We start from the raw sequence: 14,167 nt of genomic DNA, 5'->3' as shown, positions 1-14,167 counted from the left end.
GATCTGTCCAAGGGGTGCACTACCCCCAAAAAAAAGCGGACAGCCATGGCCGTCCGCAAAAATGCGCACATAGAGAAGAGCTTATCGCAACAGCGTTAGAACACCGACTGAATTTTCAGACCAGCCACCAGAGCGTTGTCGACTTCATCCACACCGCCCGGATGAGTGATGTATTGCAGGTTAGGACGGACGGTCAGCCAGTCGGTAACGTGGAAACCGTAGTTGATCTCGTAGTTGTACTCGGTGGAACGCAACGGCGAGAACAGCGGGTCTTCGTAGTCGGTGACACCATTGGCGGCGTTGACCAACTCGGCGTTTTTCTTCACATCTTCGTTGACATGGATACGGGCGAAACCGATCCCGACATCATCTTTAGGACGCGCATCGAACGGGCCCTTGTACACGAACATCAGCGACTGGTAGTTGTCGACGATGTTGGTGTCCTTGTCGTGGAAAGTGGCATTGGCCGCGATGTTCAGACCGCGCGAAGCGTCACCGTTGTGGGTGGTGAGTTGTTGCTGCGCCACGAACCAGTAGCCGTGCTTGCTATCGTGACTGCGATAGGCGTTGCCGCTGGTCGCCGCATCGTCGCCGTTGTCGTCTTTACGCACGTCATCGGCGTTGGCAGTGCTCTTGTAGTAACCCACACGGTACTCGCCCGGCAGGTTGTTGACCTTCGGCGACCAGACCAATTCAACCGGCAAGACGGTGCCCTCGGTACCACTGCCGCTGAGCTTGAAGCCGTTACCGTGCTCAAGTTGCGACGGGTTCTGGTTGTACGCGCCGATCTGCGCATAGAACTCGGGCGTGATGTTGTACTTCACGCGAACCGCTGCCTGCATGACCGGCCAGTTGTACCAGATGTTGGTCGCCCAGTTACCCGCTTGTGAACCGCAGAATGCCAGGTTCTGGAACTCGCAAGGGAAGGTGTTGAAGTCTTCGCCTTCACCGAAGTAACCGGCCTTGACGTCCAGTTTACCGTCGAGAAACTGGTGTTTGATCCACAGTTGGGTCAGACGGACCATATGGCCACGGCCGTAGACTTCCTGGGAGGAACTCAAGGTGCCGGCACGTGGGTCGCCGACACGGTCATTGGAGATGTTTTCACCGTTACGGTTGGTGAGCTGGATCTTCGCCTGGGTGTTATCCCAGCCCCACAGTTTTTCCAGGTCCAGCGCCACGCCCAAGCCAAACTGGTCGGCGTAACGCGCCGTCTTGTCGTCGTTGTAGCCGCCATGCAGGTTGGCGCCCACTTCACCAACGTAGTCGGCCTTGATGTCGATACCTTGCTCGATCAGCCTGGTCCGCTCGCCGCCCCAATCCCCGGTCATCCACTGCGAGTCGGCACTGAACGCGTCAGCCGCGTGTGCGCTACCGGCCATAGTCATCATCGCAAGAGCTGACAATTGGCAGATAAGCTGAGCGTTGTTCTTCTTCTTCATCCCTACATCCTCGTCTTTATTGTTATTAACTGTTTTTATCTAACGCGGTTTACATCGATTGCGACGGATGTCCCCATCCACCGTACATCCCCCTGTGGGAGCGGGCTTTTGTGGGAGCTGGCTTGCCTGCGATGGCATCCACTCGGTTCAACGTAAAACCGAGTCGCTTGTATCGCGGGCAAGCCCGGCTCCCACACAACCCAATTCCCACATTTGATTCTTCAGCGGCCTTTGAATTGGGCCACGTTGGCGCTGTGAGCTTCAGCTTTCGGCAGGCCGGCCACCCCCAGGCGTTCACCGGTCTTGGCATCGAACAACAGCACTTTCGATGGATCGAATTGCAGGGTCAGGGTCTCGCCCACGGCCGGCGCGACGTCTGGTGCCAGGCGGCAGCAGACTTTGGTGTCGTTGAGGTTGACGAACACCAGGGTGTCGGGACCAGTCGGTTCGGTGACCTGCACTTCGGCACGAATGGTCGGCAAACCATTCGGCTCGCTGCCCGCCAGCACGATCTGCTCCGGGCGCATGCCAAGGATCACTTCGCGGTCTTCGAGACCGGCGTCCTGCATGCCCAGCGGCAATTCGCAGCGCGCCTGACCGCTGTCGAGCAGTGCCACCAGACGACCTTCCTTACGCTGCAAACGCAGAGGAATGAAGTTCATTGGCGGCGAACCGATGAAGCTCGCCACAAACAGGTTGGCCGGGTTGTTGTAGATGTCTTTTGGCGTGCCGAACTGCTGAATGATCCCGTCCTTCATCACCGCCACTTTGTCGCCCAGGGTCATGGCTTCGATCTGGTCGTGAGTCACGTAGACCGTGGTGGTTTTCAGACGCTGGTGCATCAGTTTCATTTCGGTGCGCATCTCGACCCGCAGCTTGGCGTCGAGGTTGGACAGCGGTTCGTCGAACAGGTAAATCTTCGGCCGCCGCGCCAGCGCCCGGCCCATCGCCACGCGCTGTTGCTGACCACCGGAAAGCTGGCCCGGTTTGCGGCTGAGCAGGTGTTCGATTTGCAGCAGCTTGGCCACGCGAGCGACTTCTTCGTCGATTTCGGCGGTGGGCATTTTGCGAATCTTCAGGCCGAACGCGATGTTGTCCCGCACGCTCATGGTCGGGTACAGCGCGTAAGACTGGAACACCATGGCGATGTCGCGATCTTTCGGGCTCATGCCGCTGATGTCGGCGTCGTCCACCAGAATCGCGCCGCCGCTGATGTTTTCAAGTCCTGCGATGCAGTTCATCAGCGTGGACTTACCACAGCCCGATGGACCGACCAGGATCAGGAACTCACCGTCATTGATCTTCAGTTCAATGTTTTTCAGGGTGTCCGGCAAACCGGCACCGTAGGTCTTGTTGACGTTGCGTAATTCGAGAGTTGCCATGTTCTACCCCTTGACCGCGCCGGACGTCAGCCCACGCAGGAAATACTTGCCAGCGAATATGTAGACCAGCAGTGTCGGCAGCCCGGCGATCATCGCGGCGGCCATATCAACGTTGTATTCCTTGGCCCCGGTGCTGGTGTTGACCAGGTTGTTCAGGGCCACGGTAATCGGCTGGGCATCGCCACTGGCGAAGACCACGCCGAACAGGAAGTCATTCCAGATCTGCGTGAACTGCCAGATCAGGCAGACCATCACGATCGGGATCGACATCGGCAGCAGGATCTTCCAGAAAATCGTGAAGAAGCCCGCGCCATCCAGCCGCGCCGCCTTGACCAGCGCATCCGGAATGCTCACGTAGTAGTTACGGAAGAACAGCGTGGTGAACGCCAGTCCATAGACCACATGCACCAGCACCAGCCCGGTGGTGGTGTTGGCCAGGCCGATCTTGCCGAGGGTGAACGAGGCTGGCAGCAGCACGGTCTGGAACGGCAGGAAGCAGCCGAACAACAACAGGCCGAAGAACAGTTGCGAACCACGGAAGCGCCACATCGACAGCACGTAGCCGTTCATGGCACCGATGAACGTAGAGATCAGTACCGCCGGCACGGTGATTTTCACCGAGTTCCAGAAGTAGCTGCCGACACTGTCCCAGGCCTTGATCCAGCCGATGCCATCAATCACTTGCGGCCAGCTCAACAGGTTGCCGGTGCGGATGTCTTCCGGGGATTTGAAACTGGTCAGCAGCATCACCACCAGCGGGACCAGATAGATCGCGGCGGCCAGCAACAAGGTTGCGTAGATCGCGATGCGGCTGAAGCTGATCGCCGGTTTTCCGAGTTGATTACTCATGGCGTTTGCCTCGCAATTCGGAGTACAGGTACGGCACCAGAATCGCCAGGATCGCGCCGAGCATCATCATGGCGCTCGCCGAACCAATGCCCATCTGGCCACGGCTGAAAGTGAAGGAGTACATGAACATCGCCGGCAGGTCAGACGAGTAGCCCGGGCCACCCGCGGTCATCGCCGCCACCAGGTCGAAGCTCTTGATCGCGATGTGCGCCAGGATCATGAAAGCGCTGAAGAACACCGGGCGCAGGCTCGGCAATACGATCTTCAGGTAGATGGTCGGCAGGCTCGCACCGTCGACTTGCGCCGCGCGGATGATCGATTGATCGACGCCACGCAGGCCGGCCAGGAACATCGCCATCACAAACCCGGAGGCTTGCCACACAGCGGCGATCACCAGGCAATACACCACGCGATCCTGATCCACCAGCCAGTCGAGACGGAAGCCTTCCCAGCCCCAGTCACGCAACATTTTGTCCAGACCCAGGCCCGGGTTGAGCAGCCATTTCCATGCGGTACCGGTGACGATCATCGAGAGCGCCATCGGGTACAGGTAAACGGTGCGGATGAAGCCTTCCTTGCGAATGCGCTGATCCAGCAGCACCGCGAGGAACACACCCAGCACCAGGCTGATGCCGATGAACATGCCGCCGAACACCGCGAGGTTCTTGCTCGCGACCCACCAGCGATCGTTGTCCATCAGGCGGATGTATTGCTGCAGGCCGACCCACTTGTAGCTCGGCATGAAGCTGGAATTGGTGAAGGACAGAACAAATGTCCAGATGATGTAACCGTAAAAACCAACCAGGACGATCAGCATGCTTGGCGCTAAAACCAGCTTGGGAAGCCAGCGCTGCAATGCGTCGAACGGTGAGGCTTTGCTGAAAACCGCCACAGAGCTCATCGGGATAATCCAGGTGAAGAGAAATGAAATCGGCACGGCGATCCCTTGTGGGAGCGGGCTTCTGTGGGAGCTGGCTTGCCTGCGATGGCATCAACTCGGTTTGAAGTTAAACCGAATCGCCTGCATCGCGGGCAAGCCTGACTCCCACATAAACCCATTCCCACAGGGGTCACGCGGCGTCAGGGATTACTGGGCAGCGTTAACAGCCGATGCCAGTTGCGCGCTGGCCTTGGCCGGGTCAGCGTTCTTGTCGTTCATGAAGTTGGTGACCACATCGAAGATCGCGCCCTGCACAGCCAGGGAAGTGGCCATGTTGTGCGCCATGCTCGGTTGCAGGCCGCCAGTTTTCTCGTCAGCCAGGAAATCCTTGGCCGCCGCTTGAGCGCAAGAATCGAAGCCCAGCGCGCTCATGTCGTTAAGCATGTCGGTACGCACCGGGATCGAGCCTTTGTTGATGCTGAAGACTTTCTGGAAGTCTTTGCCCAGAGCGACCTTGGCCAGGTCTTGCTGGGCGGCGATGTCGCCTTTGCGATCAGCTTTGAGCTTGAACACAGCCATCGAGTCGATGTTGTAGGTGAAGGCTTTTTCGGTGCCCGGGAATGGCACGCACTGGTAGTCCTTGCCCGCGACTTTCTTCGCGGCGGTCCATTCGCTCTTGGCCCAGTCGCCCATCATCTGCATGCCGGCCTTGCCGTTGATAACGTCGGCGGCAGCAATGTTCCAGTCACGACCGGCGCGGTTCGGGTCCATGTAGCCGGTGATTTTTTTCAGCTCGGTGAAGGCCTTGGCCATCTCGGGCCCGGAGAGGGTTTTCTCGTCCAGATCGACCAGCGCTTTCTTGTACCCGTCTGCACCCATGACCGAGAGCACCACGTCTTCAAACACGGTGCTGTCCTGCCACGGCTGGCCACCGTGAGCGAGTGCGATGAAGCCGGCGGCTTTGAGCTTGTCGCCAGCGGCATAGAATTCTTCGAGGGTGGTCGGCGCTTTTTCGATCCCGGCTTTCTTGAAGACTTCCGGGTTGATCCACAGCCAGTTGACGCGGTGGATGTTCACCGGCACGGCGACGTAATCGCCTTCGTATTTCACGGTGTCGGAGACTTTCTTGATCAGCAGGTTATCCCAGCCTTCGGACTTGGAAACCTCTTTGAGGGTGTCGGTGCTGAGCAGGCCAGTGCTGCCCCACTCCTGGATGTCCGGCCCCTTGATCTGGGCAACGCCCGGCGGGTTACCGGCCACGGCGCGGCTTTTGAGTACGGTCATGGCCGTGGAGCCGCCACCGCCGGCGACTGCGCCGTCCTTCCAGGTGAAACCGTCTTTTTCGACTTGGGCCTTGAGCACATCGACGGCTGCTTTTTCACCACCAGACGTCCACCAGTGAACGACTTCCACCGAACCTTTGGCATCGGCGGCAAGGGCACTGACGGGGAATGCAGCAACAGGAAGCAGTGAAGCGAGAGAAATGACAGTAGCGAGGCGAGAAATCGCATTCATCTAGTAGTACCTTTCTTGTTGTTATGCATGCAAGTCTGGTGCTTGCGCTGCATAAGATTCTAAACAGGGGATGCCCCTTCGCAGGTAACGAAGGGACGCGCGAATGTCACCACATGGTTACACAACAACGCTCTGGGACAATTGCGCCAGCGCACTGGCCATGCTCGGCGCCAGCGGCAGGCGCGGGATCAAAACGGCTTGCCAGGCGTGATACAGGTCGGGTTTGCCGGCCCAGATATCGGCGCTCGGACGGTTCAGCGGATCGAGTTCATGGTGCCAACTGCCATCGCAACGGTCGATGAAATGACTGTCACAGAATTCCCAGAACAGTCGGTACCAACGCTCGTATTGCTCATCACCGGTGCGTTTGAGCAGCGCACTGGCGGCAGCGCTGGCTTCGGCATGTGTCCAGTGCAGGCGATGGCGAACCACCGCACGGTTATCCCAATCGAGGGTGTAGACAATGCCCGGCGCTCCGTCGACATCCCAACCGTGACGGCAATTGTGCTCGAAGAGTTTTTGCGCATCGGATGCCAGCCAACCCGGCGTGAGTATCCCCGCCTGCACCCGCGCCGCTTCAAGATGCAGCAACAGCCGCGCCCATTCAAAGCCATGGCCCGGCGTGGTGCCGTAAGGGCGGAATCCGTCAGCCGGGTTGTCGTGGTTGTAGTCGCGCAACGGCTGCCAGTCGCGGTCGAAATGCTCGATCACCAGATAATCATTGGCCGCGGCGTGATCGTGAATGACGCGCTCGACGATGCGCTGGGCGCGAATCAGCCAGCGGTTGTCTTCGGTGACATCGGCCAGGGCGAGGAAGGCTTCGGTGGCGTGCATGTTGCTGTTGGCGCCGCGATAGGCTTCCTCGACGCTCCAGTCGCGGTTAAAGGATTCGCGCATCGCGCCCTCCTCTTCGCTCCAGAAATGACTGTCGATAATGTGGATTGCATCGTCCAGCAGCGCTTGTGCGCCGGGGCGCTGGGCGACCACCGCAGAACTCGCGGCCAACGCCACGAAAGCATGCAGGTAAGCGGCTTTGCCGGTATTGCCGTCGCGGTGTTCGGGCATGGCGAACCAGCCTCCGTGCTCGGCATCACGCAGCGGCCCGCTGAGGGCCTGGATGCCGTGATCCACCAGCTCGGCGAAACCCGGCAGGCCCTGGATGTGGGCCATGGCGAAGCTGTGGGTCATGCGCGCGGTGTTCATGGTTTCAGCTTGCGCGTTGGCCGCCAGGCGACCCTTTTCATCGAGATTGCCGAAGCCTTCGGCCAGCTTTGCAGCCTTGGCGAATGCCAGCAGGCGCAGGCCTTCGGCGGCGAGCCATTGCTGATGGGCAGGCGCGTTCAGCCAACTGCTGAAGGCGGGTTGGAAGGTGTCCATGGGAAGACCTTTTTTGTTGTTATGACTGGGGGCAGTCTAAACAACGGGCGATGGCGGGCAGGTAACGAAGGGGGCGAGTTATGTCACCGAGTTGTGACACTTGCCTCAATGTGAGTGATGCCTTGTGGCGAGGGAGCTTGCTCCCGTTGGACTGCGCAGCAGTCCCATTCTTTTTGGGGATAAGGGGGGCCGCTCCGCGCCCCAGCGGGAGCAAGCTCCCTCGCCACAGGGGCGGTGTCAATCCATTGATCGCGGCAACTGCAACGTCACCCGCAACCCGCCTTCACGCAGGTTTTGCAGGCTGACTTCACCGCCATGGCTATGGGCAATGTTGCGCGCAATCCCCAGCCCCAGGCCATAACCCTGCTGCTGCCCGGCCAAGCGGAAGTGCGGTTCGAACACCTGCTCCAGCCGCTGCTCCGGTACGCCCGGCCCTTCATCGTCGACATGCAGGACAAACGCGCTCTCGTCGTCATCGATGTGCAGATGCGCGTTCTGCCCATATTTCAAGGCGTTGTCGATCAGGTTGCCGATGCAACGCTTGAGCGCCAGCGGCTTGCCGGGATACGGCGCCAGCGCCCGGCCATGCTGGGTCACGCGACCATTGCCGTTGGGCGCCAGATACGGTTCCACGAGGCAGTCGAGCACATGATTGAGGTCCACCGGCTCGATGTTCTCGTGGATATCGGTGTCTTTCACGCATTGCAACGCGCCCTTTACCAGCAACTCCAGCTCATCCAGATCACGGCCGAACTTGGCTTGCAGTTTTTCGTCTTCAAGCAATTCCACCCGCAATCGCAGCCGGGTAATCGGCGTGCGCAAGTCATGGGAAATCGCGCTGAACAATTGGCTGCGTTCAGTCAGATAACGGCTGATACGTTCGCGCATCGCATTGAAGGCGCGACCCACTTCCACCACTTCACTGCCGCCGCCCTCGGCCACCGGTTCGACTTCGGCGCCCAAGGACATGTCCCGCGCCGCCCGCGCCAATCGCTTGAGTGGTCGGCTCTGCCAGTGCACCAACAGGCCGATGAACAACAGCAGGAAACCGCTGGTGAGCACGATGAACCAGACCTGCTGCGCCGGCAGGCCTTGTTCCTCAAGACTGGTGTAGGGCTCGGGCAACAGGGAGGCGATGTACAGCCATTCCCCCGGTGCCATCTGGATTTGCGTGACCAGCACCGGTGGGTTCACCGGCTCCAGGGTCAACGCGTAATGCGCCCAGGAGCGCGGCAACTCATCGAGCTTCAAGCCGCCGTTGAAAATCCGCAGGTCTTCGGGGCTGACGAAGGTCACCGAGATGTCGGTGTCCTGGCCCAGAGACTGGCGCAGCACCTCGTCCACCGCTTTGAGCACCGCTGCTTTGCGCGGGGTGATCGGCAGCACTTCCATGCCCAGTGGTTTGTCATTGAGGGTCACCACGAATCGAGTGCCGCCCATGCTGCGCAACTGATCGAGTACCAGCGGCCGAAACGCCACCGGCAACGAGCGGAAATAACTGACGCTGGCCGTCATCGAATGGGCCAGGCTGCGAGCGCTGGTGACCAGGCCTTCAAGCTGCGTGGCGCGCAATTGCGACACCCAGATCACGCTCGACAACGCCTGTGCGAACAGCACCGCCAGCAGGGTCAGCAGCAACATGCGCCCGAGCAGCGAGCGCGGTACCGGCACCCGCCCGGCGAGCTTGCGCAGGAACTCAGTGACCATTGCTGGCAACCACGTTGGCTGCCAGCTGGTAGCCACTGCCGCGCACGGTACGGATCAGCCGTGGCGGTTTTTCGGTATCGCGCAGGCGCTGGCGCAAACGGCTGACCGCCATGTCGACGATGCGATCGAGCGGCATCAGGTCACGGCCACGGGTGGCGTTGCCGATGGTGTCGCGGTCGAGGATTTCCTGGGGGTGATCGAGGAACAGTTTCAGCAGCGCGAAATCGGCGCCCGAGAGAATCACTTCCTCGCCGTCGATGTGGAACAACCGATGGCTGACCATGTCCAGCCGCCAATCATCGAAGGCCAGCACTTCACTGCCGGAACGCTCCTGACCGAACTGCGCGCGGCGCAACAAGGCTTTGATGCGCGCCTGCAACTCACGGGGGCTGAAGGGTTTGCCGAGGTAGTCGTCTGCGCCCAGTTCCAGGCCGATGACGCGGTCGGCCTCGTCGGAGCTGGCGGTGAGCATGATGATCGGCACATGGGCCTGACGCGGGTGCTGGCGGATCCAGCGGCAGAGGCTGAACCCGTCTTCGTCCGGCAGCATCACGTCGAGAATCACCAGATCGCTCGGTGCCTCGTTCAAGGCCTGACGAAAGCCTGCACCGTCGGGCGTGGTACGGACCTGGAAACCGGCGCGGGTCAGGTAGGTGTCCAGCAACTCGCGTATCTCTTGATCGTCATCGACCAACAAAATCGACTTGTTGACTGAGCTCACGGGGCGGCATCCTTGTTGTTTGAATTGGTTGGATTATGCCTGATCGTTCAAAGATCTATGTTGCCTGTGAGGGCCTCATCGCGGGCAAGCCCGCTCCCACAAGGTTATGCGTACATTTTCAGATGTAGGTAATCCTGTGGGAGCGTGGCTTGCCCGCGATGAAGGCGACGCGGTCTCAAGCCTGATCGAGCGCCACACCCGCACCAACAAGGCCGGAATACGGCGCAGTGACGAGCCACACCGGAATGCCTTTGAAGTAATCGCTCATGCAGCCCTTGTCGGCAAAACACCGGGCGAAACCGCTTTTGACGAAGAAATCGGCAAACCGTGGAATCACCCCGCCGACGATGTACACACCACCGCGCGCCCCGGTGGTCAGCACGTTGTTGCCAGCCACGCGACCGAGCCAGCAGCAGAACTGCTCGAGCACTTCCAGGGCGATCGGATCACCCGCCAGCCCGGCCTTTGTGATCGCCTCAGGCGTGTCGAGCACAGGCGTGTGACCGTCCACTGCGCAGATCGCCCGGTAGACCCGCGGCAAACCACTGCCGCTCAACGCCGTTTCAGCACTGACATGGCCAATCTCGTTGAAGATCTGTTGCCACAGTTGGGTTTCTCGCGGGCTGCTCAGCGGCAGGTCGACGTGACCGCCCTCCCCCGGCAGCGGGGCAAAACGGCCCTCGCCCAGATCGAGCAAGGTGCCCACGCCCAGGCCAGTGCCCGGGCCGATCACCACCGCCGGCCGCAACGGTTCCGGCGTGCCTTCGCAGACCACCCGAAATTCACCCGGTTGCAAGCGGGTCATGCCCAGGGCCATCGCCGAGAAATCGTTGACCAGCAGCAGTTGATCCACCTGCAAGGTCTTGCAGAACCCTTGGCGACTGAGCCGCCAGTGATTGTTGGTGAATTTGAATTCATCGCCGCTCACGGGGCCTGCCACCGACAGGCACACCGAACCGATCGAACCCGGCGCCAGGCCGAGCCCGCTCAGGTAGAGCGCAATGGCTTCCTCCGGGCTGGCGTGGTCTGCCGTCGCCAGCACCTGGACCGATTCCAGCTGCTGGTTTTTCCACAACGCGAAACGTGCGTTGGTGCCACCGATGTCACCGACCAAAGCCAGTTTCAATTAAGCGTCTCCAGGGCAGAAGTAAAGGCGCTGGCGCCTTGCTCTGCGGAGCTGAAGGCCATGCGCATGAAACCAAACAGTTCGCGACCGCTGCCAATGTTGTTGCCCAACAGACCCTTGGCAGGTTCGCGCGCTGCGAACTCTTCGGCGTCCACCTTAAGCTCCAGGGTGCCTTTGACGCCATCGACGCGGATGATATCGCCCTCTTGCACTCGCGCCAAAGCGCCGCCCACATAAGCTTCGGGGCTGACGTGGATCGCCGCCGGGATTTTCCCCGAGGCGCCGGACATACGCCCGTCAGTCACCAACGCGACTTTGAAACCGCGATCCTGCAACACGCCGAGGAACGGCGTCATCTTGTGCAGTTCCGGCATACCGTTGGAACGCGGCCCCTGGAAACGCATCACCGCGACAAAATCCTTCTCCAGCAAACCGGCCTTGAACGCATCGGCCAGGTCCTGTTGGTCCTGGAACACCATGGCTGGCGCTTCGACGACCTGGTTTTCCAGCGCGACTGCCGAGACCTTCATCACGCCACGGCCAAGGTTGCCTTCCATCACCCGCAAGCCACCCTCTGCCGAGAATGCGCGAGCGACCGGACGCAGGATGTTTTCGTCGAGGCTTTCGATCGGGCCTTCGCGCCAGACCAGCTCGCCGTTTTCGAGGAACGGTTCCATGGTGTAGCGGCTCAGGCCGTGACCGAGCACGGTGTTGACGTTTTCGTGGAGCAGGCCGGCTTCCAGCAGTTCACGGATCAGGAACGACATGCCACCCGCCGCCTGGAAGTGGTTGATGTCGGCTTTACCGTTCGGGTACACGTGGCTCAGGGTCGGCACCACCTCGGAGAGGTCGGCCATGTCCTGCCAGGTCAACTGGATGCCCGCGGCCATGGCGATGGCCGGCATGTGCAGGGTGTGGTTGGTCGAACCGCCCGTGGCGTGCAGAGCCACGATGGAGTTGACCAGCGAACGCTCGTCGACGATTTCGCCAATCGGCATGAAGTCGCCGTTCTGCTTGGTCAGGCGGGTGACCTGGTGCGCCGCTTCGCGGGTCAGGGCATCGCGCAACGGGGTGTTCGGGTTGACGAACGAGGCGCCCGGCAAGTGCAGGCCCATGACTTCCATCAGCAACTGGTTGGTGTTGGCGGTGCCGTAGAAGGTGCAGGTGCCAGGGCTGTGATAGGACTTCATCTCCGATTCCAGCAGCTCTTCGCGCGTCGCCTTGCCTTCGGCGTAGCGCTGACGCACATCGGCTTTCTGCTTGTTGGAGATGCCCGACACCATCGGCCCGCCCGGCACGAAAATCGTCGGCAGATGACCGAACCGCAACGCGCCCATCATCAGGCCCGGTACGATCTTGTCGCAGATGCCGAGCATCAGCGCGCCGTCGAACATGTTGTGGGACAGCGCCACAGCGGTGGACAACGCAATCACTTCGCGGCTCGGCAGGCTCAGTTCCATGCCCGGTTCGCCCTGGGTCACGCCATCGCACATCGCGGGGGTGCCACCGGCGAACTGGCCAACGGAGCCGATTTCGCGCAGGGCTTTTTTGATCTGTTCAGGAAAGACTTCGTACGGCTGGTGCGCCGAGAGCATGTCGTTATAAGACGAAACGATGGCGATGTTGGCGGAGTTCATCATCCGCAGGCTGTGCTTGTCGTCGCTGCCACACCCGGCTACGCCATGGGCGAAGTTGGCGCATTGCAGCTTGCCGCGCATCGGGCCGTCGCTGGCGGCGCCGCGGATCAATGCAAGGTAAGCCTCACGCGTGGTGCGGCTGCGGGCGATAAGCCGTTCGGTGACCTCAAGGACGCGGGGATGCATGTGTAGAACTCCAGGCTAACGGATGTGGCGACCTGATTGTCTATGCTGACCAAGTACCGCTGTGATCGGGGTGACAGACGGTTTTCTTGATCATTCGGACCAGTTGATTCAGGTCACTCGTTGTAGATAAAACAAAATATTGCCACTAAAAAGGCTTGTTTTCTATTTTTTTGCGAATAATCTTGTAATTCCAACAACAAAACGACGGCGGCGCTGTAAATGACTCTTCGAATTGCAATCAATGGTTTTGGCCGTATCGGCCGTAATGTCCTGCGCGCACTGTATACCCAAGGCTATCGTCAGGATCTGCAGATCGTAGCGATCAACGACCTGGGCGACAGCTCGATGAATGCTCATCTGCTCAAGTACGACACCGTTCACGGCACATTCGATGCCGATGTCCAGCACGATCAGGAAAGCCTGACCGTCAACGGCGACCGTATTTCGGTCAGCGCCATTCGCAACCCGGCCGAACTGCCCTGGGCCGCGGAAAAGGTCGACGTCGTGTTCGAATGCACCGGTCTGTTCACCGACCGCGCCAAAGCCGCCGCGCATATTACGGCCGGCGCGCGCAAAGTGATTATCTCGGCCCCGGCCAAAGGCGCCGATGCCACCGTGGTTTATGGGGTTAACCACGACATTCTGCGCCAATCTCACCAGATCATTTCCAACGCCTCGTGCACCACCAACTGCCTGGCCCCGGTGGCCCAGGTGCTGCACCGCGAGCTGGGCATCGAAAGCGGTCTGATGACCACCATCCATGCTTATACCAACGACCAGAACCTGACCGACGTCTACCACACCGACCCGTACCGCGCCCGTTCCGCCACCCAGAACATGATCCCGAGCAAGACCGGCGCCGCTGAAGCGGTCGGCCTGGTGCTGCCAGAACTGGCGGGCAAACTGACCGGCATGGCGGTGCGTGTTCCGGTGATCAACGTGTCGCTGGTGGACCTGACCGTGCAGCTCAAGCGTGAAGCGTCGGCCGATGAAGTTAACGCGATGCTCAAACACGCCAGCCAGCACTCGAAGATTCTCGGTTACAACACCCTGCCGCTGGTTTCCAGCGACTTCAACCACAACCCGCTGTCGTCGATCTTCGACGCCAACCACACCAAGTCCAGCGGCAAGCTGCTCAAAGTGCTGGCCTGGTACGACAACGAATGGGGCTTCTCCAACCGCATGCTCGATAACTGCCTGGCGCTCTGCAACGCAGAATAAACAGCTGTGTCGACATGGCCCCTGTAGGAGCTGCGGAAGGCTGCGATCTTTTGATCTTGATTTTTGCCGGCCTCACAACCGCCAGGATCAACAGATCGCAGCCTTCGGCAGCTCCTACAGGTAG

11 protein-coding genes are annotated in these 14,167 nt (G+C 60.2%); 1 reads left to right on the top strand and 10 read right to left on the bottom strand.

The features are described from left to right. Window positions 1-95: 95 nt before the first annotated feature. From AB7M26_RS12210 to edd, 10 genes are all read right to left on the bottom strand, one after another. Complete coding sequence (locus tag AB7M26_RS12210) at window positions 96-1,442, bottom strand: carbohydrate porin (protein ID WP_123495456.1); 1,347 nt, start codon at window positions 1,440-1,442, stop codon at window positions 96-98. 221 nt (window positions 1,443-1,663) lie between these two features. Then, window positions 1,664-2,824: an ABC transporter ATP-binding protein gene (locus tag AB7M26_RS12205; protein ID WP_038981981.1), complete on the bottom strand. Its 1,161-nt coding sequence runs from the start codon at window positions 2,822-2,824 to the stop codon at window positions 1,664-1,666. A 3-nt stretch (window positions 2,825-2,827) separates the two neighbouring features. Then, the gene (locus tag AB7M26_RS12200; RefSeq protein ID WP_030131859.1) at window positions 2,828-3,673 is read right to left on the bottom strand and encodes a carbohydrate ABC transporter permease; all 846 of its coding nucleotides are present in this window, start codon (window positions 3,671-3,673) and stop codon (window positions 2,828-2,830) included. Further along, window positions 3,666-4,574, bottom strand: coding sequence for a carbohydrate ABC transporter permease (locus tag AB7M26_RS12195; protein WP_007902369.1), 909 nt, complete (start codon window positions 4,572-4,574; stop codon window positions 3,666-3,668). Before AB7M26_RS12195 ends, AB7M26_RS12200 begins: the two co-directional genes overlap by 8 nt. Before the next feature lie 186 nt (window positions 4,575-4,760). After that, the gene (locus AB7M26_RS12190) at window positions 4,761-6,068 is read right to left on the bottom strand and encodes an ABC transporter substrate-binding protein (protein ID WP_123495458.1); all 1,308 of its coding nucleotides are present in this window, start codon (window positions 6,066-6,068) and stop codon (window positions 4,761-4,763) included. 117 nt (window positions 6,069-6,185) lie between these two features. After that, window positions 6,186-7,445 carry a D-mannose isomerase gene (locus tag AB7M26_RS12185; RefSeq protein ID WP_429384458.1) on the bottom strand — a complete coding sequence of 420 codons (1,260 nt, stop codon included), beginning with the start codon at window positions 7,443-7,445 and terminating at the stop codon, window positions 6,186-6,188. A gap of 237 nt (window positions 7,446-7,682) precedes the next feature. After that, window positions 7,683-9,152 (bottom strand): ATP-binding protein, encoded by a 1,470-nt coding sequence (locus tag AB7M26_RS12180; protein WP_123495464.1) that lies wholly within the window; start codon window positions 9,150-9,152, stop codon window positions 7,683-7,685. Next, the gene (locus AB7M26_RS12175) at window positions 9,142-9,873 is read right to left on the bottom strand and encodes a response regulator (RefSeq protein ID WP_008006907.1); all 732 of its coding nucleotides are present in this window, start codon (window positions 9,871-9,873) and stop codon (window positions 9,142-9,144) included. The genes AB7M26_RS12180 and AB7M26_RS12175 overlap by 11 nt, the downstream gene beginning before the upstream one ends. Window positions 9,874-10,048: 175 nt before the next feature. Continuing rightward, on the bottom strand, window positions 10,049-10,999 hold the full coding sequence (locus AB7M26_RS12170) for a glucokinase (protein WP_123495466.1): 951 nt from the start codon (window positions 10,997-10,999) through the stop codon (window positions 10,049-10,051). Continuing rightward, window positions 10,996-12,822 (bottom strand): phosphogluconate dehydratase, encoded by a 1,827-nt coding sequence (gene edd / locus AB7M26_RS12165; protein WP_429384453.1) that lies wholly within the window; start codon window positions 12,820-12,822, stop codon window positions 10,996-10,998. Before edd ends, AB7M26_RS12170 begins: the two co-directional genes overlap by 4 nt. 219 nt (window positions 12,823-13,041) lie before the next feature. Between edd and gap the strand changes: the two genes are divergently transcribed. Further along, window positions 13,042-14,043, top strand: coding sequence for a type I glyceraldehyde-3-phosphate dehydrogenase (gap, locus tag AB7M26_RS12160; RefSeq protein ID WP_048395661.1), 1,002 nt, complete (start codon window positions 13,042-13,044; stop codon window positions 14,041-14,043). Window positions 14,044-14,167: the final 124 nt, after the last annotated feature.

The organism is Pseudomonas sp. F-14 TE3482, from assembly GCF_053629455.1.
The sequence above is the reverse complement of the archived record's forward strand: the minus strand, read 5'-3'. Positions and strand labels throughout refer to the sequence as shown.